The sequence below is a fragment of the Cytobacillus sp. FSL R5-0377 genome, from assembly GCF_038004385.1.
Taxonomy (GTDB): domain Bacteria; phylum Bacillota; class Bacilli; order Bacillales; family Cytobacillaceae; genus Cytobacillus.
This window is the reverse complement of record NZ_JBBORA010000001.1, coordinates 3239129-3265684: the sequence shown is the minus strand read 5'-3', so window position 1 is coordinate 3265684 and position 26556 is coordinate 3239129. Positions and strand designations below refer to the sequence as shown.

Sequence of the window (26556 nt, the reverse complement as noted above, 5' to 3'; positions counted from 1 at the left end):
CCTTCTGGTCATCTCAATCCATCCATTTAATCCCCACCCTCTCTTGTACGCTTTCTTTTTGGTCTTTATCAGCACTGAAAAACTCCCATACTCTCTTGAATACTTAATTGTGTGCTTTATTCTACTCAAACAAAAAAACAGCCTCTTCTCACATGAAGGGCTGTTCTTCTTGCTACTTATTCATCATCTCAACACCAGCGGCTTTAATTTTCCAGATTTCCCGGGCATATTCACTGATGGTGCGGTCGCTAGAAAAATAGCCTGACCCGGCAATGTTCATTAAGCTCATTTTCAGCCAATGATCCCGATCTTCATAAGCCTTACCTGCTTCTTTCTGGATATTGACATACGAAGCAAAATCCCGCAATACAAAGTATTGGTCATTTTCCATCAGCAGTGAATCAAAAATGGGCTCAAACTCACCATCGGCATCCGGGAAGAATCCATTTACGAGCTGATCGGTCACCTGACGGATTCGCTTATCATGGTGATAGTACTCCCTCGAGTTATATCCGCCATTTTGATAATAGCTGAGGACCTCATCTGCTGTTAATCCAAAGATAAAGATGTTGTCATCTCCAGCTTTTTCTTTTATCTCAATATTGGCTCCATCCAGTGTGCCTACTGTCAGGGCGCCATTCATCATGAATTTCATATTGCCAGTACCGGAAGCTTCCTTGCTTGCTGTAGAAATCTGCTCGCTGATATCTGCAGCAGGAAAAATTTCCTCCGCAAGCGAAACCCGGTAATTCTCAAGAAAGATCAGCTTTAAAACATCATTTGTCTGCGGATCATTGTTTACTTTAGATGCAACGGTATTAATTAATTTGATGATTTTCTTTGCATAGTAATAGCCAGGGGATGCTTTTGCTCCAAAAATAAATGTCCGCGGGTGCATGTGGAAGTCTGAATCTTCCTTTAGCCTATTATATAAATGAATAACATGAAGAATATTTAACAGCTGGCGCTTGTATGCATGCAGACGCTTAACCTGAATATCAAAAATGGAAGATGTATCAACCACAATACCCTGCTGTTCCAGAATGCGCTTCGCTAATCTTTCTTTGTTCAATTGCTTAACCTGATGCAGCTGCTCAAGGAAGACCCTATCATTCTTAAAATCTGCCAGTTCGCGAAGTTTCTCCGGTTCCAGAATCCAGCCAGCCCCAATGCTCTCATTAATAAGATCAGATAAAAGCGGATTGGCTTTCAGCAGCCATCTTCTATGTGTAATCCCATTGGTTTTATTATTAAATTTTTCCGGGAATATTTCATAAAACTGATTCATTTCCCTCTTTTTTAAGATTTCTGTATGGAGTGCGGCCACACCATTAACACTGGAACTGCCGACAAGAGCAAGGTGAGCCATCTTAACCTGGTCATGTGCGATGATTGCCATATCCTCAATCCGCTTCCATTCACCCGGATATCTGTCCCAAAGCTCGCGGCAAAAACGTTCATTGATTTCATTCACAATCATATAAATTCGCGGCAGCAGCGGCTGGAAAATGCGGATAGGCCATTTCTCCAACGCCTCTGAAAGAGTTGTATGATTCGTATAGGCTATCGTCCGGACCGTAATATTCCAGGCTTCCTCCCAGCCCATTCCTTCTTCATCCAGCAGGATTCTCATAAGTTCAGGAATAGCAAGAACCGGATGAGTATCATTAATATGAATGCTCACGTGTTCATGGAAATCTCTTAAACTAGTATGCTGCTTTCGATATGATCGTACAATGGAACGTATACTGGCCGAAACAAGAAAATATTGCTGCTTAAGCCGAAGAATCTTTCCCTCATCATGGGTATCATCAGGATAGAGAAACTCGGAAACAGATTCAGTTTCCCGCTTATATTTTAAAATATCATGATTTACAGGATAAGGAGATGGCTCAGCATTCCAAAGCCTTAGAGTGTTAATTGTATCTGTTTTATACCCAACGACAGGCATATCGTAAGGGACAGCCGAAATTGTTTCAGCATTCACATGGCGGAACACAAGCCTGCCGTTTTCCTCAGCTGTTTCGACTTTCCCCCAAAAAGGAACTTCAATTGCCAGGTCGGCTTTTCGAACTTCCCAGACATGGCCGTTCCGAAGCCACTGCTCCGGAAGCTCCACCTGATAGCCATCCACAATTTTCTGTTCAAATAAGCCATGCTTATAACGAATCCCAAATCCATGACCGGGAAGGTTTAAGGATGCCAGCGAGTCCATAAAGCAAGCCGCCAGACGTCCCAGTCCCCCGTTTCCAAGCCCTGCATCTGCTTCGATTTCTTCAAGGCGATTAAGGTCAATGCCCAGATCTGCCAGGCCATCTTTTACAATCTCCTCAATTCCCAGGTTTATCAGATTATGATGAAGAAGGCGCCCCAATAAAAACTCGATGGATAAGTAATATACCTGCTTTTCACGATCGATGCGGTAACGCTCATTTGTATTAATCCACTCTGTGCTCACATGTTCCCTGATCATATTTCCAAGAGTGAAGTATTGATCTCTTTCAGTGCTTTCGCCAAAGCTTTTTCCACAGGTCATCTCCAGTTTCTTCAGAAATTCCTCTTTGAACTCATCTTTATCAGAAAACATGACTTTCACTCCTTGAAACAAGGCCTGCATATAGCTGATTGTATTTGAAAGCAGATTGTGCCCAGCTGTTATCCATCCCCATCGCATTTTTCATAATCTGCTCCCATATTTTGCTGTCACTATAAAAGCTAATTGCTCTTTGAATGGTGAACAGCATATCATGGGCATTAAAATGGCTGAAGGAAAAACCGTTCCCCTCACCTGTATATTCATTGTAAGAGTGAACAGTATCATTTAAACCGCCTGTTTCCCTGACGATGGGAATGGATCCATATCTCATCGCAATCATCTGCCCTAAACCGCAGGGCTCAAATTGTGAAGGCATTAAGAATAAGTCGGACCCTGCGTAGAATTCATGTGCCAGGCCTTCATCAAACCCAATATATGCTTTGCATTTTTCTGGATAGCCCGCTTCCATCTCCCTGAAAAATTGCTCAAACTCAGGATCACCAGTTCCCAGAATTAAAACTTGGACATCATCCTGCATAAGTTCGTGGAACACACATTTTACAAGATCCAGGCCCTTTTGCTTTGTCAGCCTCGTAACCATGGCGATTAATGGAACCTTTTCCTTCACAGGCAAGCCGAATTTTTTCTGAAGGTGAACTTTATTCTCTTTTTTTATCTTCAGGTGTTCAGCGGCATAATTCTCTTTTATGTATGGATCCTTCTCGGGACTATAAAATTCATCATCAATCCCATTTAAGATTCCTTCCAGGTCACAAGCCCTGCGCTTTAGCAAATCATGCAGCTTCTCACCGTAATACTCTGTTTGAATTTCATTTTTATACGTAGGGCTGACTGTAGTAATTTTATCAGCAGCAACAAGCCCGCCCTTCATAAAATTAATATTTCCGAAGAATTCAAGCTTATCTGGATGAAAATGGATATAGTCAAGTCCTAATAGATCGCCTAAAGCAGCCCCTGGCATAATCCCCTGAAACTGAAGGTTATGAATGGTGAAGACTGTCCGAATGAATTCATACCCCTTTTTTGCCCGATACTCAACCCTGAGCAGAAAAGGAATCATCCCGGTATGCCAATCATGACTGTGAATAACATCCGGATAGTAATCAATATGCTGCAGAGCATCCAGCACAGCCCGGTTAAAATAGGCAAACCTCTCCCCATCATCATAATAGCCATATAATTTTTCACGCTTAAAGTAATATTCATTATCCACAAAATAGAATGTAATTCCCTGGTGCTTAAGTTCTTCAATTCCGCAATACTGATTTCTCCAGCCTACCTGAACTGTAAACTCGCACTTTTTTGACATTTTCTTTTTAATATCATCTGAAATGGAGCCATATTTGGGAAGAATCACTCGTACGTCAGTACCCTGTTTGGCAAGCTCTTTCGGGAGTGAACCGGCTACGTCGGCAAGACCCCCGGATTTGACGAATGGAACACATTCAGATACAGCAAATAATACTTTCACGAGTTCATCAGCGCTCCTTGTACGGTACCCTTGCGAATTACCAGAGGCATTTCATGTCTTCCCTCAATTCTGGCACCGGATTCTACCTTAACATCTTTATCTAAAATAACAGAGTCTAAAACACAGTTTTCACCAATTTGCGTTTTTTGCATAATTATACAATTTCTCACAACTGATCCCTTGCCAATTTTGACCCCGCGGGAAATTATGCTATTCTCAACTGTCCCTTCAATCATGCATCCATTTGCAATCATCGAATTCTTTGCGCTCGCACCTTTCACATATCGGGTTGGCGGTTCATCTTTTACTTTTGTATAAATTGGCTGGCTGCGCAGAAAAATACTTTTCCATGCCTCCGGCTCCAATAGCCCCATGCTGGCTGCAAAATAATTTTCAATGGAATCAATCATAACAGCCAAACCAGTATATTCATAATTGCATATCGTGTACGAATGGTGAATATCTGTCACAACATCACTCATGCATGTGTATCCTGTTTCGTTTCTATTTTCTATTAAACTAATAAGCAGTGAAGTTTTTACAAGGTACATTTCAAGAGAGCGGCCATCCTGGCGAACAACTGTAATATCACACCCCGTCATAATATGCTTATCCAGAACAGGCCTGAAATCCATATTAAAAACGGTAAAACAATTTGAGATCAGTGCATACTCCTGCTTGCTTCGGTAAAAATAATCCAAATTAGCAGCAAAGTGATGAAAAGATCCGATCCCCTTACTTGGGCTATCCAGCAAAGGCGATGGGAAAAAGAATAGCCCATCTCTCTTTCTGTTTAAGTCCCAGTTCTTCCCGGAACCAAGATGGTCCATTAAGGAGCGGTACTGATACTTTGGAAATATGGCAACACTTTCAATATCCGAATTGACCATATTAGAGAGAACAAAATCGATCAGCCTATACCGGCCTGCAAACGGAACAGCTGCGAGCGACCTGTGTACTGTCAATTCCTCTAAATCTTCATGATAGGTTGTTGCGTCTATTACACCAAGCATTTTCTTCTTCATGACATTCCCTCCCGTTTAATTGGCCAGTAGCCATTTTGGCATCCAGCTGTAAAATTAAGAACAAATTCCCTCTATCATTTCCTCTGTTATCAGAATAATTTCTTCATCCTCTTCGGAGGCAGTAATTACGATGCCATCAGGTATGTTCATTCCGCTTGGCACAATCGCCTTCTCAATATAAACATTTTCACCTATTACAGCATCCGGCATGATGACCGATTCACGGATCACCGTATTCTTCCCAACCAGAACGCCTTGAAACAGCACTGACTTTTCAACTTCTCCCTCAACCGTACAGCCTTCATTTATCAAAGACTCTGCAACCTCTGCTTGAGTTGAAATATATTGTGGAGGGTGGTTCGGATTCACAGAATAAATCCGCCAATCATGATCAAATAGATTCAGCTCGCATTCATCATCAAGTAAATCCATATTTGCTTCCCACAAGCTTTTAACTGTGCCAACATCCTTCCAATAGCCATTAAACGGGTATGCGAACAGCTTTTTATTTTCATCTAGCATTAATGGAATAATATCCTTTCCAAAGTCATGACTTGATTCCGGATTGCGGTCATCCATTTCCAAATATTCCTTTAAAACAGACCAATTAAAAATATATATTCCCATGGAGGCCAGATTATTTTTTGGATAAGCTGGCTTTTCATCAAATTCTGCGACCCGCATCTCTTCATCCGTGTTCATGATGCCGAACCTGCTTGCCTCCGGCCATGGCACTTCAATAACAGATATAGTGGCATCTGCACCTTTTTCAATATGATAATTCAACATCAGGTCATAATTCATTTTATAAATATGATCACCTGATAAGATCAGGACATATTCAGGGTCATACTGCTTTAGATAGTTAAGGTTTTGATAAATGGCACTGGCAGTACCTGTATACCATTTGACTTCCGATGATTCGCTGTAAGGAGGCAGCACTGTCACGCCGCCGTTCCTTCTATCAAGATCCCATGCACTGCCTATGCCAATGTACGAATTCAGAACAAGCGGCTGGTATTGTGTCAGAACACCGACTGTATCAATTCCTGAATTGGTGCAATTGCTCAGTGTAAAATCAATGATTCTATACTTACCTCCAAAAGGAACTGCCGGTTTGGCCAGACTTTTTGTCAGAGAACTAAGCCTGCTCCCCTTTCCTCCTGCTAATAGCATTGCGACGCACTTTTTCTTTCCCATTTTCCTTCCTCTCCTTCCGATGTTTTACAGGGCGTAATATTGAAATGCCAAATGGCGGAATGGACATTTCCAAACTGAATGGCTTGCCATGAAACTCTTTATCCTCACTCCTAAGGACCCTTTTGTTGGTGCAATTTGCTCCTCCAAAGCTATCACTGTCACTGTTGAGTATTTCCCGATAAGATCCCATATTTGGAACACCTATACGATATTTAGGATATACAGCAGGTGTGAAATTGCAGACAATCACCAGATAATCTTCCTCTTTAGAGCCTTTCCTGATAAAGGAAAAAATGGATTGGTGTGAATTATGACAATCTATCCATTCAAAGCCATCCTGAAGGTGATCAAGCTCAAAAAGAGGCTTTGAACGTTTATAAACCTTTATTAAATCTTTCACATAATCATTTGCTTTTTTATGCATCTCGTAATCCAGCAGGTGCCAATCAAGCTGGGCTTTATCTTTCCATTCGGAAAACTGCCCAAGCTCACTCCCCATGAATAGCAGCTTCTTGCCCGGGTGGGCCATCATATAGCCTAGCAGGAGCCTGTATTGGGCAAACTTTTGCCAGTAATCTCCCGGCATTTTATCAAGCAGCGATTTTTTTCCATGGACAACTTCATCATGTGAAAAAGGCAGAATGAAGTTTTCAGTAAAAGCATACAAAAGTGAAAATGTCATTTTCCCATGGACATCAGATCGCCTCTCAGGCGCTGTTTCCATATATGTAAGGACATCATTCATCCAGCCCATGTTCCACTTATAATGAAAGCCCAGCCCCCCATAATGGACTGGTGCAGTCACTTGCGGCCAGTCTGTTGAATCCTCTGCCATCATTAGAAAGGAAGAGTCATATTGGGATACAACTTTATTTAAGTTTTGCAGGAAGCGGGTGCCGAAAGGATTTTCTGTCTTTCCATCCCGGTTAGGCCAGTAGATAATATTAGCCACGGCATCAACCCGGAAGCCGTCAATATGATACTTCTCCATCCAAAAAACAGCGTTGGAGATAAGAAAGCTTTGAACTTCATTTTTGCTGAGATCAAAATTAGCGGTCCCCCATACACGGTTCTCTCTGTCGCCTTCTGTTTCATACTCATACAGGTGCGAACCATCAAACTGGTAAAGGCCATGAGCATCTTTGCAGAAGTGCCCCGGTACCCAGTCCATGATGACGCCTATACCATGCTGGTGGCATTGATCAACAAAATACATAAAATCATGCGGATTCCCGTAACGGCTTGTAATCGAGTAATAGCCTGTTCCCTGATACCCCCATGAAGCGTCGAGCGGGTGCTCAATTAGAGGAAGCATTTCTATATGAGTAAACCCGTGCTCTACCACATAAGGGATTAATTCATCTGCAAGCTCCCTGTACGTATACAGGCTCCCAGATTCTTTTAGCTTCCACGAACCCAAGTGGACCTCATAAATGACCGCAGGCTCTGTGAATATAGGCTTCTTTTCTTTCTTTTGCATCCATTTGCTGTCATTCCACTTATATCCGTCCAGCGAATAAACTTTAGAGGCTGTATTTGGCCTTACTTCTGAAAAAAAGCTATAAGGATCAGCCTTTAATTGCTTATCTCCTTTCTTTGTTGTAATTTCGTACTTATACAAGGCACCTTCCATGTTTCCATCAAGCTGAATAACCCAGACACCTTCATTATTCACTCTATGTAAGGTATAGCCTTCTCCATTCCAATCATTAAAATCACCGACTAATCTGATAATTTCAGCATTCGGTGCCCACACACAAAAACGGGTAATTACTGTTTCACCGTTTGAAATTACATGTGCACCAAATAACTGGTGACTCTCATAGAGAGTCCCTTCATGGAACAAATGCAGTTGATAATCGGTTGGCAACAAAGTATCCACTACCATCCTTCTCCCCACCTAGTCTCGTTTCTTTTGACTTTCCTGTTATATTCGCCGAACCTGAGAAAATCCCTTGTAAAAGTTTTTTTAATTTTATGACAGTATCGTTCATATTCCGCTAACAACCGACAGCATCTGACTCAGATTAACAGACTTCGACATAATCTCCGGTAAACTTAGACAAAATATAACAAAGTCTGCAAACCGAAAATGAAAGGAGAATAATATTTTGAGCAATAAGGAAGAGGAGTTTTTATTGAATGAGGCATCCAGGGATGAAATAAAGATTCCACTATTTGAAGCACCGGATGGTAAGATTCTGGCCACTGGTGATATGTTTAGGGGCCCTTATACAGGAATATCTTCTGATATCGATTTGAATAATCCCGGCAATAAATTAAGCGGGAAAGAAGAAAAATTTGATTAAATTGAAGATGGCATGTATCACAAAATGAAAACAACAAAAAAGCTGCCAACAATTAGTTGACAGCTTTTTTGTATGACCCCTACGGGATTCGAACCCGTGTTACCGCCGTGAAAGGGCGGTGTCTTAACCGCTTGACCAAGGGGCCAATATGGCGGAGAAGGAGGGATTTGAACCCTCGCGCCGGTTACCCGACCTACACCCTTAGCAGGGGCGCCTCTTCAGCCACTTGAGTACTTCCCCATATATGGCTCCGCAGGTAGGATTCGAACCTACGACCGTTCGGTTAACAGCCGAATGCTCTACCACTGAGCTACTGCGGAACAATAATATAAAATGGTGGGCCTAAATGGACTCGAACCATCGACCTCACGCTTATCAGGCGTGCGCTCTAACCAGCTGAGCTATAGGCCCATTTTGGAGCGGGTGAAGGGAATCGAACCCTCATCATCAGCTTGGAAGGCTGAGGTTTTACCACTAAACTACACCCGCATAAGGTCTAAAATGGTGGCTCAGGACGGAATCGAACCGCCGACACAAGGATTTTCAGTCCTTTGCTCTACCGACTGAGCTACTGAGCCAAAAATAATATTATATCCCTAAATCTAAATAAATGTGCTTCAAAGCCCTGCGTTCTTTGTCGCAGATTTTAAAAGCATGCTATTCGATGATGAAATGCTTCGCAGCTGCATTCTTTTAAAATCCTCTACCGACTGAGCTACTGAGCCAAACTTTCTTTTAAAAATGGCGGTCCGGACGGGACTCGAACCCGCGACCTCCTGCGTGACAGGCAGGCATTCTAACCAACTGAACTACCGGACCAGATTGCGGGGGCAGGATTTGAACCTGCGACCTTCGGGTTATGAGCCCGACGAGCTACCGGACTGCTCCACCCCGCGACAATAATATTAAAATAAATTATGGAGGAGGAAAGGGGATTCGAACCCCTGCGCGGTTTGACCCGCCTGTCGGTTTTCAAGACCGATCCCTTCAGCCGGACTTGGGTATTCCTCCGTATAAGAAAAGTGGTGGACCTTGTAGGACTCGAACCTACGACCGGACGGTTATGAGCCGTCTGCTCTAACCAGCTGAGCTAAAGGTCCAGCATCGTTTAATTAAAATGGTAGCGGCGGAGGGGATCGAACCCCCGACCTCACGGGTATGAACCGTACGCTCTAGCCAGCTGAGCTACACCGCCAAAACAGTAAAAATAATTATGGTGGAGCCTAGCGGGATCGAACCGCTGACCTCCTGCGTGCAAAGCAGGCGCTCTCCCAGCTGAGCTAAGGCCCCAATATAAATGGTCGGGAAGACAGGATTCGAACCTGCGACCCCTTGGTCCCAAACCAAGTGCTCTACCAAGCTGAGCTACTCCCCGTTAATATGGCGCGCCCGAGAGGAGTCGAACCCCTAACCTTTTGATCCGTAGTCAAACGCTCTATCCAATTGAGCTACGGGCGCAATATTAAATTCTACTGGTGCCGAGGACCGGAATCGAACCGGTACGGTAGTCACCTACCGCAGGATTTTAAGTCCTGTGCGTCTGCCAGTTCCGCCACCCCGGCAATAAATGGAGCGGAAGACGGGATTCGAACCCGCGACCCCCACCTTGGCAAGGTGATGTTCTACCACTGAACTACTTCCGCAAAAATAATGGTGCGGGTGAAGGGAGTCGAACCCCCACGCCTTGCGGCGCCAGATCCTAAGTCTGGTGCGTCTGCCAATTCCGCCACACCCGCAATATAAAAATTAAAAATGGTGAGCCATGAAGGACTCGAACCTTCGACCCTCTGATTAAAAGTCAGATGCTCTACCGACTGAGCTAATGGCTCATATTCTATAAAAGAAATGAAGTGGTGCCGGCGAGAGGACTTGAACCCCCAACCTACTGATTACAAGTCAGTTGCTCTACCAATTGAGCTACACCGGCAGCTTGTACATTTAAATTAATGGTGGAGGATGACGGGATCGAACCGCCGACCCTCTGCTTGTAAGGCAGATGCTCTCCCAGCTGAGCTAATCCTCCATTATTAACGCCCGGCAGCGTCCTACTCTCACAAGGGGACAGCCCCTAACTACCATCGGCGCTGAGAAGCTTAACTTCCGTGTTCGGTATGGGAACGGGTGTGACCTTCTCGCTATCGCCACCAGACTATTTTTCAAAGACAAGTATTATTATACCGTCTTTTTATCATTTTTCAAGAGGAAATTTACTTTTTTTTCGTTCCCTCAAAACTAGATAATGTATGAAGAAGTATTTACCGAGTATTCACCAATGACTTGTCTAGCTTCGGCTCCTAACTTCTCGGCCGTTTCGATCCGTCCCTCCAATCCAAAACCAGGATTTGAATGAACGGCTCTCCAACGTCTCTCGAAGTTGAACAGTCGCCTCCGCTTGTCGTTTTGGTTAAGTCCTCGATCGATTAGTATCAGTCAGCTCCACATGTCGCCACGCTTCCACCTCTGACCTATCAACCTGATCATCTTTCAGGGATCTTACTAGCTTGACGCTATGGGAAATCTCATCTCGAGGGGGGCTTCATGCTTAGATGCTTTCAGCACTTATCCCTTCCGCACATAGCTACCCAGCGATGCCTTTGGCAAGACAACTGGTACACCAGCGGTGCGTCCATCCCGGTCCTCTCGTACTAAGGACAGCTCCTCTCAAATTTCCTGCGCCCACGACGGATAGGGACCGAACTGTCTCACGACGTTCTGAACCCAGCTCGCGTACCGCTTTAATGGGCGAACAGCCCAACCCTTGGGACCGACTACAGCCCCAGGATGCGATGAGCCGACATCGAGGTGCCAAACCTCCCCGTCGATGTGGACTCTTGGGGGAGATAAGCCTGTTATCCCCGGGGTAGCTTTTATCCGTTGAGCGATGGCCCTTCCATGCGGAACCACCGGATCACTAAGCCCGACTTTCGTCCCTGCTCGACTTGTAGGTCTCGCAGTCAAGCTCCCTTGTGCCTTTACACTCTGCGAATGATTTCCAACCATTCTGAGGGAACCTTTGGGCGCCTCCGTTACTTTTTAGGAGGCGACCGCCCCAGTCAAACTGCCCACCTGACACTGTCTCCCGCCCCGATAAGGGGCGCGGGTTAGAATTTCAATACAGCCAGGGTAGTATCCCACCGACGCCTCCACCGAAGCTGGCGCTCCGGCTTCTCAGGCTCCTACCTATCCTGTACAAGCTGTACCAAAATTCAATATCAGGCTACAGTAAAGCTCCACGGGGTCTTTCCGTCCTGTCGCGGGTAACCTGCATCTTCACAGGTACTATAATTTCACCGAGTCTCTCGTTGAGACAGTGCCCAGATCGTTACGCCTTTCGTGCGGGTCGGAACTTACCCGACAAGGAATTTCGCTACCTTAGGACCGTTATAGTTACGGCCGCCGTTTACTGGGGCTTCGATTCAAAGCTTCGCTTGCGCTAACCTCTCCTCTTAACCTTCCAGCACCGGGCAGGCGTCAGCCCCTATACTTCGCCTTGCGGCTTCGCAGAGACCTGTGTTTTTGCTAAACAGTCGCCTGGGCCTATTCACTGCGGCTCATCAGGGCTATTCACCCTAATGAGCACCCCTTCTCCCGAAGTTACGGGGTCATTTTGCCGAGTTCCTTAACGAGAGTTCTCTCGCTCACCTTAGGATTCTCTCCTCGCCTACCTGTGTCGGTTTGCGGTACGGGCACCTTTTCCCTCGCTAGAGGCTTTTCTTGGCAGTGTGGAATCAGGAACTTCGGTACTAAATTTCCCTCGCCGTCACAGCTCAGCCTATGTGGTAACGGGATTTGCCTCGTTACCGGCCTAACTGCTTGGACGCGCTAATCCAGCAGCGCGCTTACCCTATCCTCCTGCGTCCCCCCATTGCTCAAACGGTAAAGAGGTGGTACAGGAATATCAACCTGTTGTCCATCGCCTACGCTTTTCAGCCTCGGCTTAGGTCCCGACTAACCCTGAGCGGACGAGCCTTCCTCAGGAAACCTTAGGCATTCGGTGGATGGGATTCTCACCCATCTTTCGCTACTCATACCGGCATTCTCACTTCTAAGCGCTCCACCAGTCCTTGCGGTCTGGCTTCAACGCCCTTAGAACGCTCTCCTACCACTGACATCGAAAGATGTCAATCCACAGCTTCGGTGATACGTTTAGCCCCGGTACATTTTCGGCGCGGAGTCACTCGACCAGTGAGCTATTACGCACTCTTTAAATGGTGGCTGCTTCTAAGCCAACATCCTGGTTGTCTAAGCAACTCCACATCCTTTTCCACTTAACGTATACTTTGGGACCTTAGCTGGTGGTCTGGGCTGTTTCCCTCTTGACTACGGATCTTATCACTCGCAGTCTGACTCCCATGGATAAGTCTTTGGCATTCGGAGTTTGTCTGAATTCGGTAACCCGATGGGGGCCCCTAGTCCAAACAGTGCTCTACCTCCAAGACTCTTACTACATGAGGCTAGCCCTAAAGCTATTTCGGAGAGAACCAGCTATCTCCAAGTTCGATTGGAATTTCTCCGCTACCCACACCTCATCCCCGCACTTTTCAACGTGCGTGGGTTCGGGCCTCCATCCAGTGTTACCTGGACTTCACCCTGGACATGGGTAGATCACCTGGTTTCGGGTCTACGACCACATACTCATTCGCCCTATTCAGACTCGCTTTCGCTGCGGCTCCGTCTTCTCAACTTAACCTCGCATGTAATCGTAACTCGCCGGTTCATTCTACAAAAGGCACGCTATCACCCATTAACGGGCTCTAACTACTTGTAGGCACACGGTTTCAGGATCTCTTTCACTCCCCTTCCGGGGTGCTTTTCACCTTTCCCTCACGGTACTGGTTCACTATCGGTCACTAGGGAGTATTTAGCCTTGGGAGATGGTCCTCCCTGCTTCCGACGGGATTTCTCGTGTCCCGCCGTACTCAGGATCCACTCTGGAGGGAACGAAGTTTCAACTACAGGGCTTTTACCTTCTCTGGCCGGCCTTTCCAGACCTGTTCATTTACCTCGTTCCTTTGTAACTCCGTATAGAGTGTCCTACAACCCCAGGAGGCAAGCCTCCTGGTTTGGGCTAATCCCGTTTCGCTCGCCGCTACTCAGGGAATCGCGTTTGCTTTCTCTTCCTCCGGGTACTTAGATGTTTCAGTTCCCCGGGTCTGCCTTCTATACCCTATGTATTCAGGTAAAGATCCTATCCCATTACGGATAGGGGGTTTCCCCATTCGGAAATCTCCGGATCAAAGCTTACTTACAGCTCCCCGAAGCATATCGGTGTTAGTACCGTCCTTCATCGGCTCCTAGTGCCAAGGCATTCACCGTGCGCCCTTTCTAACTTAACCTACTTCGGCCGCTGATCGACTGCGGATCTCTGCGTCAGCTCTCTCGCTCCGCTCCTCACGTACTGAAGTACGCTCCGGTGCTCACTCGGTCGCTTCCTTGATCTCCTTGCCGCTCATCGTCCTCATGGTTTGTGCTCTTACTTAATATTAAATAAGAGAAAAAACTAAGATGGCGATTACTCGGTTATTGCTTCTTCATTAACATTATCTAGTTTTCAAAGAACGAATCATTCATTGAGAGATTGAACTCTCAAAACTGAACGAACAAAGAACGTCACGTTTCTTGTAAATATTCCTTAGAAAGGAGGTGATCCAGCCGCACCTTCCGATACGGCTACCTTGTTACGACTTCACCCCAATCATCTGTCCCACCTTAGGCGGCTGGCTCCAAAAGGTTACCCCACCGACTTCGGGTGTTACAAACTCTCGTGGTGTGACGGGCGGTGTGTACAAGGCCCGGGAACGTATTCACCGCGGCATGCTGATCCGCGATTACTAGCGATTCCGGCTTCATGCAGGCGAGTTGCAGCCTGCAATCCGAACTGAGAATGGTTTTATGGGATTCGCTTAACCTCGCGGTTTTGCAGCCCTTTGTACCATCCATTGTAGCACGTGTGTAGCCCAGGTCATAAGGGGCATGATGATTTGACGTCATCCCCACCTTCCTCCGGTTTGTCACCGGCAGTCACCTTAGAGTGCCCAACTGAATGCTGGCAACTAAGATCAAGGGTTGCGCTCGTTGCGGGACTTAACCCAACATCTCACGACACGAGCTGACGACAACCATGCACCACCTGTCACCCTGTCCCCCGAAGGGGAACGCCCTATCTCTAGGGTTGTCAGGGGATGTCAAGACCTGGTAAGGTTCTTCGCGTTGCTTCGAATTAAACCACATGCTCCACCGCTTGTGCGGGCCCCCGTCAATTCCTTTGAGTTTCAGCCTTGCGGCCGTACTCCCCAGGCGGAGTGCTTAATGCGTTTGCTGCAGCACTAAAGGGCGGAAACCCTCTAACACTTAGCACTCATCGTTTACGGCGTGGACTACCAGGGTATCTAATCCTGTTTGCTCCCCACGCTTTCGCGCCTCAGCGTCAGTTACAGACCAAAGAGTCGCCTTCGCCACTGGTGTTCCTCCACATCTCTACGCATTTCACCGCTACACGTGGAATTCCACTCTTCTCTTCTGCACTCAAGTTCCCCAGTTTCCAATGACCCTCCCCGGTTGAGCCGGGGGCTTTCACATCAGACTTAAGGAACCGCCTGCGCGCGCTTTACGCCCAATAATTCCGGACAACGCTTGCCACCTACGTATTACCGCGGCTGCTGGCACGTAGTTAGCCGTGGCTTTCTGGTCAGGTACCGTCAAGGTACCGGCAGTTACTCCGGTACTTGTTCTTCCCTGACAACAGAGTTTTACGATCCGAAAACCTTCATCACTCACGCGGCGTTGCTCCGTCAGACTTTCGTCCATTGCGGAAGATTCCCTACTGCTGCCTCCCGTAGGAGTCTGGGCCGTGTCTCAGTCCCAGTGTGGCCGATCACCCTCTCAGGTCGGCTACGCATCGTCGCCTTGGTGAGCCGTTACCTCACCAACTAGCTAATGCGCCGCGGGCCCATCTGTAAGTGATAGCCGAAACCATCTTTCAGCTTTCCCTCATGTGAGGGAAAGCGTTATCCGGTATTAGCCCCGGTTTCCCGGAGTTATCCCAGTCTTACAGGCAGGTTGCCCACGTGTTACTCACCCGTCCGCCGCTGACTTCAGGGAGCAAGCTCCCATCAGTCCGCTCGACTTGCATGTATTAGGCACGCCGCCAGCGTTCGTCCTGAGCCAGGATCAAACTCTCCAAATAAGAGTTGATATAGCTCGATTGCCTTTTCGAAAAAGACTAATGATTAAACGTTGACGTATTGTTCGTTCAGTTTTCAAAGATCAATTTTCTCTTTGTTATATTTTGCCTGATCGCCTAGAAGCGACTTTATTAATATAACATGTTATCCATAAACAAGTCAATAACTTTTTTAAATGTTTTTTCTCAGTTCAACTTGCCTTGTTAAGGACAAGAATTAATATACCACGACTCTTTAAATGTTTGCAATATAATTTTTCAAAAATGTTTAGTTTTATTTCCTCATGCATTTTTCATTTAAGCTTTCTACTATTAGATGAGCGATTTGGAATCAAATTTATTAGAAGAGACCCTTAAAGATAGCGGCAGATAATCTAAATGATCTGCAGCCAGATCTAATAACAGGTGCATGTTCGGCTAATCAAATTAATACGCTTTTAACTTGCGCCTGCATGAATAAGTTATATCAATAACATATTATCTGTATCCTTCATTAAAAATGCCCACATACTTATCCACTGTAAAATTCTTATTATTTCAGTTGTCAACAGAGTTACACACAGTCTGTGGATAACTTTGTTCACTTTTCCACACTTTTAAAAGCAACCATACAGAATAATATATTTCTAAGAAGTATAATAACTGCTTATAGAAAATCCAAACTCAAAATTAAAATAATTTCAGTGTATAAAGAAGAAATAGTAATAGTTTAGGGTAATTTTCATAATATCTATTAACTCTATTTAAAACGGAAGGTGTGAATCATACTGGAAACCGCAGCACTCTACATATCAGTGATCATGGCTGTTTTTTTGTTTGCTTATGCTTATGCAGAGGGAATTAAAATTGCAGACTCAGATGAAAAGGTCCATGGAGGCACCTTCATCTTTTCTGTTACAGCTGCATTTATTTTTTCAGCTCTGACCTATGTATTCAGATAAAAAAATCTCCCCATTTCAGGGAGATTTTTTCACTATTATATCTATAAAGACTTCATTTATCCGGAAACCGTTGTTTTTTTCTTCAATCCTTTCATCCGAAGCTTTCTCTCATCTAATATGAACAGAGTTATTCCTCCAATTACAATTGTACCCCCAAGAATTTGTGTCCATATAATAGACTCATGAAGCAAATAATAAGCTAAAACAGCAGCACCAACCGGCTCGAATAATATAGCCATAGAAATAGTTGAAGTGCTAAGCCACTTTATTGACCAATTGAATAATGTATGACCAAGAAGGGTAGGAACAAGGGCTAGAAGGATAAAATATACCCAATCACTGGTCCCATACGGCAGTAAAGGTTCTCCGGCGATTAACACATAAAATAACAATGTAATAGTGCTTATACTATAAACAACAAAAGTGTATGTGATGAGTGAAAGCCTTTTTCTGACTGTCTGGCCAAACATTAAATAAGCCGTAACAAGGGCACAAGCAATGATAGCAAGTATATCCCCGAACAAAGCAGACCCGCTGATTTGAAAATCTCCCCAGCTGATAATAACACTGCCCGCTATAGCGAGCAGCCCGCTTAATATCGCTTTCCAGGTAAACTTTTCTTTAAAAAAGAAATATGTACCTGCAAATGCAAAAAGAGGCTGGAGAGTAACAAGGACTGTAGAACTGGCTACAGAGGTGTAATTCAGGGACTCAAACCAGAGAATAAAATGCAAGGCTAGGAAAACACCGGCAATGATGGAATAGATCCAATCCCTCCTTGTAATAAGACGAAGTTCCGGAACATACTTTATAAGAAATACAGGCAACATGAAAAGAACAGAAAATAATAGTCTGTAAAAAGCTATGACTCCCGATGGAGCGCTGGATACCTTCACCAATATAGCCGAAGTAGAGACAGAAACGACGCCAATTGCCAGGGCAACATAGGGATTTATTTTTGTATTAGACATTTTTTTTACTCCTTGTGTCGGATTTCTAATAATTAGGGTATATTTCATTTTACAACGTACAGCTAAACTTTTACTACGGTTTTATTAGATCATATTTTGGATATATAATACTTTAAAAAGCGGGAGATATTATGAGCAGTTTAGAGATAGAAATATTAATGAAGCTGGGGATTTCAGCAGTCCTGGGTCTTATTATCGGCCTGGAGAGAGAATTAAAAAGAAAGCCGGTCGGCCTCAAGACCAGCTTAGTTATTTCCATAGTAAGCTGCCTGCTGACCATTGTATCTATTGAATCAGCTTATATGTTTCCTGGTAATGATGACATCAACATTACCATGGACCCTCTGCGTTTAGCTGCCCAAATTGTTTCAGGCATCGGCTTTTTGGGTGCAGGTGTAATATTGAGACGGGGAAATGACAGTATTTCAGGTCTTACAACGGCAGCTTTAATCTGGGGAGCAGCAGGAATCGGAATTGCAGTAGGTGCTGGGTTTTATATTGAGGCAATGGCAGGAGTTGCCCTTCTGATCATATCAGTAGAAGTAATCCCATTTATTATGGGCTTAATCGGCCCCCGCCGTTTAAGAGAAAAAGAAATCAACCTGCAGCTAAAGGTCAGGAATAAAGAAAACATCGCTGACATCATACCTGCAATTAAAGATCTTGATATATCTGTAAAACACATCCGCATCAAAGACCTGGAAGATGAACACCTTCATCTCGTTCAACTGATTGTTGCTGTCGACTATAAAAGGAGAACCACTGATGTATATTTCAACGTTTCAAGTATCCCTGGAGTACAGTGCATGGAAATCGATAGTATGCAGTAAATTTTTTTAATAATTTCTCTTGCAAGATAGCCCTGATGTGGTTATAATTTTTCTTGTACCACTACCCGGGGGATTAGCTCAGCTGGGAGAGCGCAACGCTGGCAGCGTTGAGGTCAGGGGTTCGAGCCCCCTATTCTCCATAATGTTTTCGCCTAAAAGCCTTGATAACTCAAGGCTTTTTTTCATTTCTCTATTTAATATTAGCTCTGACTCCTTTTTGGACATCTGTAAAATATAGGTTATACATATGATGCATTCAAGTTCAAAAAGAGGGTATGTGGACGGTAAAGAGTGAAACAAAATGGAGGGATTCAGCAATGAAAAAACCAGCAGCGCCCATCATCTTGGTATCTTTGCTTTCTGCCGCCGGAGCAGCACTTACTGTTACAGCTTTTAAAAACAGGCATAAGATGTCCGGTAAGACTTTTAGTGATACTGAAGCGCAGGAAAGTAAAAAAGCTGTAGCTATCGCGAAAGTATTGGAAGGAAATTGGCAAGCACGTATTGCACTTGCATGGAAATTGATTAAGGAAAAGCGCACCAATGAAGTAAACGAACTTATTTGCCTCGAGACACTGGAAGCAAAAGAGCAAAAACAAAAGGAACCAGCCCATACTAATGTAAATATAATTAACAGAAATAAAGTCTTTGACACTCCCTATGTGAGAAAAAGTAAAGAAGCTGATCAAATCGGAAGTTTTGATGCTGATAATCCTGATGAAAAAAGCCTTACTCAATACAATTCTGCTTTAAAAACAAAATGGACAGAAAATGGAATTCAGCAAACCCAAGCTTGACCATCTTCAAATGTTCAGCTTAGGTTAGTGACTAGGATAATACCGAAAAAAGCTGGCAGGCAAAACATGCTGTTAATGTCCCTTTTAAGTAGACATTCAAAAAACCTTCAGGTAACCATGGAGAAAAGAATGCTACTTGAGGGGATATTTCTATGGCAAGAAAGGACAATCTATTAAGAGCTATTCGGGAAGTTCATCACTGTGATGAACTTCCCGAATTTCAATTTACATTTTAAGGTTTTTGTTAAACAACTTACCCTTTTCTTATGTACATTTGCCACAATCCTTGAATGTTAAATCTGCTCCCCGACTCAATTATAATTCCTTCTTTACCTCCAACTGTCGTTCAAGAGATTTTTTATCACCATTGCACATGAGAAATAGCTAGAAGCATGAATCTCTTCCATACTAATCTCCTGCATAACACCAACCCACATTATATCTGTTATTTCTATAATAGAAACCCTTGGAAAATCCAAAAAAAAAAAAAAACACTTTGTATTTCCTGATCATCAATGCCCTTAGACAAATCTTTCTATCGCCCGAAAAACCTTTTAATCACCCAGTCTTGATCTGCCCCCTAATTAAAGTATTATTTTATAAGTATTTCTCTTTCATTTTTTAAAATTTGAAATAGATAGCTAAGGAATTCTTCTCTTAGATCTTCTCTTCTTAGCGCAAAATCAATTGTAGCTTGTAAAAAACCCAGCTTGTCCCCAACATCATACCTAGTCCCTTCAAAATCAATCGCATATAGTGATTCCGCCTTCGACAATTCCTTTAGTGCATCTGTTAACTGAATTTCACCGCCTAATCCTGGACGGATATTTTCGAGGATATCAAATATCGAAGGAGTAATAATATATCTGCCAAGGATTGCTATATTAGACGGAGCATTTGTTATAGATGGTTTTTCTACCAGACTGTTCACCTTGTATATGTTTTCTTTAATATATTCACTCTGGATTATGCCGTATTTACTGATATCATTTGTGTTTACTGTTTGGACTCCAAGAATTGTTGTTCTATATACTTCATAGGTGTCTATTAATTGCTTTAAACATGGTTTTTTTCCATAAACAATATCATCACCTAATAGAACAGCAAAGGGCTCATTGCCAATAAAACTTTTCGCACAATAAACCGCATGGCCCAGCCCCTTTGGTTCCTTTTGCCGTATATAATGAATATTTATCATCTCTGAGATAGAGCGTACTACATTTAGTAACTCATATTTTTTCTTTGCTTCGAGCTCAAGTTCGAGTTCTAAGGATTTATCAAAGTGATCTTCAATCGAACTTTTATTTCTTCCAGTTATTATTAAAATTTCCTCTATTCCGGATTCCACTGCTTCCTCTACAATATATTGAAGTGTTGGCTTATCAACAATGGGCAGCATTTCCTTTGGCTGTGATTTAGTTGCCGGTAAAAATCTAGTCCCCAATCCCGCTGCCGGAATGATTGCTTTTCGAATTTTCATTTAAGATCTCCCCCTAAAAACGCCTTTACCAGTATTTGTACTCCCTTTTCTTGTAATACTATTAATATGCACTACTACAAATAAACAGAAGAAGAACTTCAAATAAACTGCTAGAAAGGCAGTATTCTTTTAGTAGAATTTTTAAACCCACATGTCGAATCTTTACCTTTCTTAAATGCTAGTTAAAGTGTTTCGAACCGGTTACCCGATTTTCCGCTATTTAATATTCTATTTGCGGGTATGGATCTCATGTCTAAATAATTATAGTTGCTTTCTGCTTTAAAGATAAAAATAGGGTCCGAATGCTGAATTTGATGCAGATCCCAGCAAATTCCGTCAACTTTATTAATTTGCCCCTGAATGGTCATAATTCGTATAGTGTTGGAGGTTGGCTGTATCTGTAAATTTGTGAAGGAATTTCCGCTGCATTCATTTGGAATGGTTTCGCTTCCTTCCAAAATAATATTATCAATGCAATCATCCAAAGAAATCTTATCAAAGCGATTTGCATTAACGTATGCAAATCCGCTTGCAGGTTTAACTGCTTTTAAATAAAGTCCTTTCGTAAAACCTACAATTTTGATATCCGTAAAATTCACAAACGAGATTTCATGACCACTTCCTCCTGAATACAAGTAAATTCCAGTTCCCGATACTGTTCCAGACCAATTTACTATTACAAGGTTCTTTAGTGAAGTATTATGCCATGTGTTATAGTACTTATGCTTTCCGTCCAAATAAATAACCTCTTTGGTGTATCCTTTATAATCCACCATAATCCTGGTGTTCCATAGAGAAGCATCCCTCTCCAGCTCAAACCCTCTAACGTTTGCACCTATGACAAATCTCGTCCCATAACTGCACTGCAGTTTCACACCCTGCTTGATAATAACGTTACCTGTCATGTAATAATCTTTATTTGCTGCAATAACTGTTTTTTTATTGTTTTGAAAGGCGAAATTTATGGCCGCCTGGACTTTCGATTGGGCTGTACTGCCGCCAAAATCTTCGACGTAAACAACATTTGGATCTCCTGCCATTGTCGGTCACCCCTTCTGATTTATTACTCTATTGTATGTATTCTTTTATTTAAGGGATAAGCGAATAACACAAGCGCTAAAATAAATATATTAATTGGGCATAAAAAAGAGCCCGCCCCTGTGAGCCGGCTAACTGTTATCTATTAACTGATCAATGAATGCTTCTTTAGGGCATTGAAAGAGTAATTTGCAAAATACCATAATGCTGAAGCGAAATTAATTTTCTCTACTTTCCTATAGGTATTCCATGTTTTTTTAGCAGATTTAAGTTTATTGCCTGAGAGGGAATGCTCTCTCTTTCTATAAATAGCCAACTCTTCATCTAACCCATAAGCATAGATCCCTTTAGATAAAATGGATAGCCAAAGTCCGAAATCCTCTGAACAATCTCTATATAGAGGCATTTGCACCATCCCTAATTGTCTTGTATCAAGCATTACAGTAAGTGTCCCTATCGCCGTATTTTTTAGTAAACTATGATAAGTCGTACATGGCGGTATATTAATAATTTCTTTTGCTTTTCCCTCTTTTTCACTAATTATTCTGTAACTTGTATACGAAAAAGCAATGTGATTTTTTTTCATAAACTTTAGCTGTCTCTCTAATTTTTGCGGAAGCCAAATATCGTCACTATCAAGAAAGGCTAAGTAATTCCCTTTTGCTGCAGCAATACCTATATTTCTGGCATAGGCAGGGCCCTTATTTTCTTGCAGTTGTATTACTTTAATTCTGGATTCACCCCGCATCTCTTTTTTTACTTTCTCTAAAGTATCATCATAAGAACAATCATCAATGATAATCAATTCCCAGTTCTGAAAAGTTTGTGTCATAACGGATTGTAATGCAGAGCAAATATAGTTTGAAGAATTATATGTCGGAGTAATGATCGAAACAAGATCCTGATTTGAAGTCCCCATTTATACCATCTCCTCAGCATTCATTTTTAAGTGAAGTAGATTTAGAAAAAAACTTTGATTAGCATGTAATCTAAATTACCCTGTCTTGTTCCAGGCTTTCAATTAGGCTCTGATGTCCATAATCGCTGTTCTTTACTAACCCTCGAGCTCTATCTCTCTGAAGAACTACTTGTAAAGTTTGAAACAAAATTTTCATGTCCAATGAAAAGGAGTAATTCCTTACATATAATAAATCAAAACGCAGCTTATCCTCAGCAGTCGTAGAATAGTAAGCTAATACTTGAGCAAGACCAGTGATACCCGGCTTGACGGATAATCTATAAGAATAATAGGGAAGTTTCTCCTTATATTGGCTAATGAAAAATTCTCTTTCCGGTCTTGGACCAATTAAGCTCATTTCCCCTTTCAAAACATTAAGAAGTTGAGGGAGCTCATCTAAACGAATAGCCCTTATGAATCTTCCAATTGCTGTTATCCTTGCATCATTATTTTCAGCTAATACTGGACCTGATATTTTTTCAGCATCCTGTATCATACTTCTGAATTTGTAGATCCAATATGGTTTTCCATTTAGCCCAATCCGTTCTTGTTTATATATAGCTGGACCACTAGAAGTAAGCGGGATTATTATTAGCAGAGCTATAAAAATAGGACTTGTAAGTACAAGCAGGATAATACATGCGAATACATCAAAACACCGTTTAATTATCCGCTGCCAAATTTTTAATCCAGGAGCATTAATTGAAATTACAAGCATGTCACCAATCTGTTGCGATTTAGCAGAATGTATAAACAAATCCGAAACATGCGGAACGATTAGGACTTCCTTCTCGTTCTTGATGCATAAATTGAGGATGTCGCTTTTTAACTGTCCAATTACAGCAGGAGCGAGGAGAAATACATCGAATTTATCTATATGGTTTTCCAAATGTGGTATTTGATTTATAGGCAAATATCCTGATATTTCAAACCATTTATGATTATTGAATTTTTGTGCCAAAGACTGGCCAGTTTTTTCATCCTCACAAATTATGACTACTCTTTTGCGGCCATGCAATTTATTAGCCATAAGCCATATTCCGCCATGAATAGCCGAAAGCAAGATAATTTGAATAATGAGGGCCTCAATGAAGAAGCTTTTTCGATAAAACATGAAAGATCCTGAAAAGGATACAGCGGAAACAAATATTGAAAATATTACAATGGGTAAAATACGAGAATAAATCTGCTTTTTTAAAGAACTTCCGCGCAAATTTTTATATAAATCAAAGAAGTAGAAAAAGATGAAAGCTGTTGCTGAGGGGACCAATAACCAGAGTAGATTTAAGGTGATTTCTAATTCTGCAGGTATTGAAAAGACATGGTAGAACCAAATGGTCGCTATATATCCTAAATAAACCAATACTATATCCAAAATGGCCAAGATCAATTTACACTACTCCTTTTCACAGTGTCCTTGAGGGAAGTTTGCAAAATTCTCAAATTAGAGAGCGGATTTATAAAATCACCTATTAATAACACTTCCTGTACTCCCTTAAAGTATTTTCCACCATCTTATCTAATGAGAATTCCTCCTCCACTTTTCTTCTGGCATTTTCAATTAACTTATATTTAAGTGACTCATCCGATTCCATTTCTAGTATTATTCGGCAAAACTCATCTGCCGAATGGCTGCTTATTAAAAAACCAGTCTCTTTTTCAAAAATGGCTTCCTTTATACCGCCACGATCTATAGCAATAATGTTGGTTCCCACAGCCATAGCCTCTAAAATAACCATCGGGAATACCTCACGATAAGAAGTTAAGAGCAGAATGTCGATATTTTTAATAAATTCCTCCGGCCTGTTTACAGCACCAACCAATTTAATTTTATGTGACAGATTGCAGGTTTCAATCATGGATTTAATTTTTTGCTTTCTCGGACCATCACCCGCAATATAAAATTTAAAATGCGGAATATCTCTTAACTGATCTGCGATTCTAATAAATAATTCATGATTTTTTTCCTCAGATAATCTTGCTAATATACCAATTTTAAAAAAATCACCTTTCTCCTTTTGAATAAAGCCAAATTGATTTAAATCTACCCCGTTGTACACAGTCGTAATTTTGTTTGCCTTTATCCCAGCCTCCATAAGGCTGTTTTTTTCGAAGTCACTTACTGTGATCACTCTTTCAACACATCTGTTTATTAAAAAGGCAAAAGCCCTGCGGCACCTATTCTCCAATATTGTTACATTATGCTTTGTATATATTATTTTAAATTTAATAGTTGATATTTTTCTGGCACATATACAGTAAAGAACCATTCTTAAACTATTAGCGTGAACCAGTTCAATTTTCTCCTCTAAAACGATTTTCACCAATTTCTTTATATTTTGGATATGGCTTGTTCTGCTTAGTTCGTGAAAACGCTGTTTATTTTTGATTCTTTCGTACAATTGGCCGTTGCCTGCAGCAAAGTGAAAAGTGATATTTGAGTCATGCAAGAGGTTCTCTAATTTACAAAAATACATTTCAGCTCCACCGAAATCTAATTTGTCTGTAATGACCAATATTCTCAATCTTTTCCACATCCCCATTCCATTTACTTTTCAATTATGGGAGAGAATAGAACCCAGGATCTCTCTGTTTCATTTGACTTTTGTTCCGCTCATGATGCATATAGGTTGATAGGATAGCTAGATACAGAAAAAACATATCGTTAATAATAATTGAAAGGAATCCCATTTGAAGTATTATTCCAACAAAAGTAAGTAAGAGATATGGTTTGTTTCTATATAACTTACTTTGGATTAATTGCATAAAAACTGTAAGGATAAACACACAGAAACAAGAGATGCCGATTAAACCCGATTCTGACAAAATCTCCAAAAAGGTGTTATGTACCTGAAGCGAATCACCATATCGAAATGAATTATATTCAGGAAAATTATAAGCTCCGATTCCTATATACTTATAGGAAACAAAGAATTCCCAGGCTCTTCCCCATAATTCCAATCTTCCGCTTCCACCATCCTTTGCCAGATCTTCTATTCTAGATCCTAAAATACTGAAAAGATTTAATTTCATATAGAAGACCACAAGGTAAGCAGCAGCTGATAGAAAAACAACCATTCCAGCTAGAAGCTTTATCTTTTTTAAGGGCTTGTCTTTCAAAATGTATAGGCATAGTGTAATTATTAATACTAATAGTCCTCCTCTTGAAAAGGTTAATAAATTTGTCAGGATACAAAGCAGCAATCCTGCTTTATTTTTCATGGGTTTTGAATGGCATAAAAAATAAGAGAAAAAGAGAGTATTATAAAAGACAAAATAATTTGGATCCTGAAGTACCCCGATTAGCCTTGGGTAATTACGATCAAGCATCACACCCAACTCATAGATTCTGTCACCCTCTAAGTCAAAGCCAAGTCTCTGCAGCCCCATTAAATATAAAATTAGGCTTAGGGTATTAAAAACGATACCTGCATCGGCAATTGCTCTTTCGATAGTCCAATTATTTGTATGACCAATTATTGATTTAATTATGAAATAACAAGAAATATAAAGAATAATACCTAATAAAATTCTTATACTTGCAGAAGGATATAACGCAAACGCTCCTGTATAGCTATATACTAAGTAAAAAATTAGCATCGCTACCTCAAATCCATGCAGACGCTGAAAATAAAATGAACTTATATGGACTAGTAAATATAATATAGAAAATATTAAGTATGGCTTTATGGCAAAACCGATGTAAATATAATAATTCGCCATAGTTACGAGCAAAAAAAGAATGAAAACCGTGAAGCTGGCTTTTTGTTTTCTTATCATAATACCGTGGTCCATC

15 protein-coding genes, 21 tRNA genes and 3 rRNA genes are annotated in these 26556 nt (G+C 42.0%); 4 read left to right on the top strand and 35 right to left on the bottom strand.

The features are described 5' to 3' along the window. Positions 1–172 precede the first annotated feature (172 nt). From NSQ49_RS16705 to glgB, 5 genes are read right to left on the bottom strand one after another with little or no spacing between them, the layout of a single operon-like run. The gene (locus tag NSQ49_RS16705) at positions 173–2587 is read right to left on the bottom strand and encodes a glycogen/starch/alpha-glucan phosphorylase (protein ID WP_251284586.1); all 2415 of its coding nucleotides are present in this window, start codon (positions 2585–2587) and stop codon (positions 173–175) included. Beyond that, on the bottom strand, positions 2577–4028 hold the full coding sequence (gene glgA / locus NSQ49_RS16700; protein ID WP_251284585.1) for a glycogen synthase GlgA: 1452 nt from the start codon (positions 4026–4028) through the stop codon (positions 2577–2579). Before glgA ends, NSQ49_RS16705 begins: the two co-directional genes overlap by 11 nt. After that, entirely contained in the window at positions 4025–5053 is a 1029-nt protein-coding gene (locus tag NSQ49_RS16695; RefSeq protein WP_251284584.1) for a sugar phosphate nucleotidyltransferase, read from the bottom strand. Before NSQ49_RS16695 ends, glgA begins: the two co-directional genes overlap by 4 nt. Before the next feature lie 54 nt (positions 5054–5107). Then, complete coding sequence (locus NSQ49_RS16690) at positions 5108–6253, bottom strand: glucose-1-phosphate adenylyltransferase (RefSeq protein ID WP_159869785.1); 1146 nt, start codon at positions 6251–6253, stop codon at positions 5108–5110. After that, the gene (gene glgB, locus NSQ49_RS16685) at positions 6195–8141 is read right to left on the bottom strand and encodes a 1,4-alpha-glucan branching enzyme (RefSeq protein WP_159869782.1); all 1947 of its coding nucleotides are present in this window, start codon (positions 8139–8141) and stop codon (positions 6195–6197) included. Before glgB ends, NSQ49_RS16690 begins: the two co-directional genes overlap by 59 nt. Before the next feature lie 223 nt (positions 8142–8364). On the opposite strand from glgB, the gene NSQ49_RS16680 reads away from it, so the two are divergent. Next, positions 8365–8562: a hypothetical protein gene (locus NSQ49_RS16680; protein ID WP_159869779.1), complete on the top strand. Its 198-nt coding sequence runs from the start codon at positions 8365–8367 to the stop codon at positions 8560–8562. Between the two features lie 73 nt (positions 8563–8635). On the opposite strand, the gene NSQ49_RS16675 is transcribed toward NSQ49_RS16680, so the two are convergent. The 24 genes from NSQ49_RS16675 to NSQ49_RS16560 form a co-directional block, all read right to left on the bottom strand. Next, a tRNA-Glu gene (locus tag NSQ49_RS16675) sits at positions 8636–8707 on the bottom strand. 4 nt (positions 8708–8711) lie between these two features. Next, positions 8712–8802: transfer RNA gene (locus NSQ49_RS16670), tRNA-Ser, on the bottom strand. Positions 8803–8807: 5 nt separating this feature from the next. Beyond that, a tRNA-Asn gene (locus NSQ49_RS16665) sits at positions 8808–8882 on the bottom strand. A gap of 14 nt (positions 8883–8896) precedes the next feature. Further along, positions 8897–8973, bottom strand: a tRNA-Ile gene (locus tag NSQ49_RS16660). A 4-nt stretch (positions 8974–8977) separates the two neighbouring features. Then, a tRNA-Gly gene (locus tag NSQ49_RS16655) sits at positions 8978–9051 on the bottom strand. 13 nt (positions 9052–9064) lie between these two features. Continuing rightward, positions 9065–9140 (bottom strand) — tRNA-Phe (locus NSQ49_RS16650). 164 nt (positions 9141–9304) lie between these two features. Beyond that, positions 9305–9381: transfer RNA gene (locus NSQ49_RS16645), tRNA-Asp, on the bottom strand. 3 nt (positions 9382–9384) lie between these two features. Next, positions 9385–9458 (bottom strand) — tRNA-Met (locus NSQ49_RS16640). Between the two features lie 22 nt (positions 9459–9480). Further along, positions 9481–9573, bottom strand: a tRNA-Ser gene (locus tag NSQ49_RS16635). 12 nt (positions 9574–9585) lie between these two features. After that, positions 9586–9662 (bottom strand) — tRNA-Ile (locus tag NSQ49_RS16630). An 18-nt stretch (positions 9663–9680) separates the two neighbouring features. Beyond that, a tRNA-Met gene (locus NSQ49_RS16625) sits at positions 9681–9757 on the bottom strand. Positions 9758–9776: 19 nt separating this feature from the next. Next, positions 9777–9852 (bottom strand) — tRNA-Ala (locus tag NSQ49_RS16620). 8 nt (positions 9853–9860) lie between these two features. Next, positions 9861–9937: transfer RNA gene (locus NSQ49_RS16615), tRNA-Pro, on the bottom strand. Between the two features lie 6 nt (positions 9938–9943). Continuing rightward, positions 9944–10020 (bottom strand) — tRNA-Arg (locus NSQ49_RS16610). A gap of 15 nt (positions 10021–10035) precedes the next feature. Continuing rightward, positions 10036–10124, bottom strand: a tRNA-Leu gene (locus NSQ49_RS16605). Between the two features lie 6 nt (positions 10125–10130). Next, a tRNA-Gly gene (locus tag NSQ49_RS16600) sits at positions 10131–10205 on the bottom strand. 8 nt (positions 10206–10213) lie between these two features. Further along, positions 10214–10298 (bottom strand) — tRNA-Leu (locus tag NSQ49_RS16595). A gap of 17 nt (positions 10299–10315) precedes the next feature. After that, positions 10316–10391, bottom strand: a tRNA-Lys gene (locus tag NSQ49_RS16590). A 22-nt stretch (positions 10392–10413) separates the two neighbouring features. After that, positions 10414–10489: transfer RNA gene (locus NSQ49_RS16585), tRNA-Thr, on the bottom strand. A gap of 20 nt (positions 10490–10509) precedes the next feature. Then, positions 10510–10585, bottom strand: a tRNA-Val gene (locus NSQ49_RS16580). A 9-nt stretch (positions 10586–10594) separates the two neighbouring features. Beyond that, positions 10595–10711: ribosomal RNA gene (gene rrf / locus NSQ49_RS16575) — 5S ribosomal RNA — on the bottom strand. Between the two features lie 251 nt (positions 10712–10962). Next, positions 10963–13898 (bottom strand): 23S ribosomal RNA (locus tag NSQ49_RS16570). A gap of 300 nt (positions 13899–14198) precedes the next feature. Continuing rightward, a 16S ribosomal RNA gene (locus NSQ49_RS16565) occupies positions 14199–15748 on the bottom strand. The 16S, 23S and 5S rRNA genes sit together here with 20 tRNA genes alongside, the layout of an rRNA operon. 994 nt (positions 15749–16742) lie before the next feature. Next, positions 16743–17657 (bottom strand): DMT family transporter, encoded by a 915-nt coding sequence (locus NSQ49_RS16560; RefSeq protein ID WP_159871109.1) that lies wholly within the window; start codon positions 17655–17657, stop codon positions 16743–16745. A 131-nt stretch (positions 17658–17788) separates the two neighbouring features. Here NSQ49_RS16560 and NSQ49_RS16555 point away from each other — a divergent pair, with 131 nt between their 5' ends. The 3 genes from NSQ49_RS16555 (at position 17789) to NSQ49_RS16545 (ending at position 19284) form a co-directional block, all read left to right on the top strand. After that, positions 17789–18487 (top strand): MgtC/SapB family protein, encoded by a 699-nt coding sequence (locus tag NSQ49_RS16555; RefSeq protein WP_159871112.1) that lies wholly within the window; start codon positions 17789–17791, stop codon positions 18485–18487. 67 nt (positions 18488–18554) lie between these two features. Further along, positions 18555–18627, top strand: a tRNA-Ala gene (locus NSQ49_RS16550). A 177-nt stretch (positions 18628–18804) separates the two neighbouring features. Beyond that, positions 18805–19284, top strand: a complete 480-nt coding sequence (locus NSQ49_RS16545; protein ID WP_251284982.1) for a hypothetical protein — start codon at positions 18805–18807, stop codon at positions 19282–19284. A 592-nt stretch (positions 19285–19876) separates the two neighbouring features. Here NSQ49_RS16545 and galU read toward each other — a convergent pair. The 6 genes from galU to NSQ49_RS16515 all read right to left on the bottom strand — a co-directional run bounded on the left by galU (position 19877) and on the right by NSQ49_RS16515 (position 26555). Then, positions 19877–20764 carry a UTP--glucose-1-phosphate uridylyltransferase GalU gene (galU, locus tag NSQ49_RS16540; protein ID WP_251284983.1) on the bottom strand — a complete coding sequence of 296 codons (888 nt, stop codon included), beginning with the start codon at positions 20762–20764 and terminating at the stop codon, positions 19877–19879. A 182-nt stretch (positions 20765–20946) separates the two neighbouring features. Then, on the bottom strand, positions 20947–21804 hold the full coding sequence (locus NSQ49_RS16535; protein WP_251284984.1) for a hypothetical protein: 858 nt from the start codon (positions 21802–21804) through the stop codon (positions 20947–20949). A gap of 143 nt (positions 21805–21947) precedes the next feature. Then, a complete protein-coding gene (locus NSQ49_RS16530; protein ID WP_159871121.1) occupies positions 21948–22721 on the bottom strand; it encodes a glycosyltransferase family 2 protein in 774 nt (257 codons plus the stop codon). A 70-nt stretch (positions 22722–22791) separates the two neighbouring features. Continuing rightward, positions 22792–24150 (bottom strand): sugar transferase, encoded by a 1359-nt coding sequence (locus NSQ49_RS16525; protein ID WP_251284985.1) that lies wholly within the window; start codon positions 24148–24150, stop codon positions 22792–22794. An 82-nt stretch (positions 24151–24232) separates the two neighbouring features. Further along, positions 24233–25285, bottom strand: a complete 1053-nt coding sequence (locus NSQ49_RS16520; protein WP_251284986.1) for a glycosyltransferase family 4 protein — start codon at positions 25283–25285, stop codon at positions 24233–24235. Between the two features lie 34 nt (positions 25286–25319). Beyond that, positions 25320–26555, bottom strand: coding sequence for an O-antigen ligase family protein (locus NSQ49_RS16515; protein WP_251284987.1), 1236 nt, complete (start codon positions 26553–26555; stop codon positions 25320–25322). Between the last annotated feature and the right edge of the window lies 1 nt (position 26556).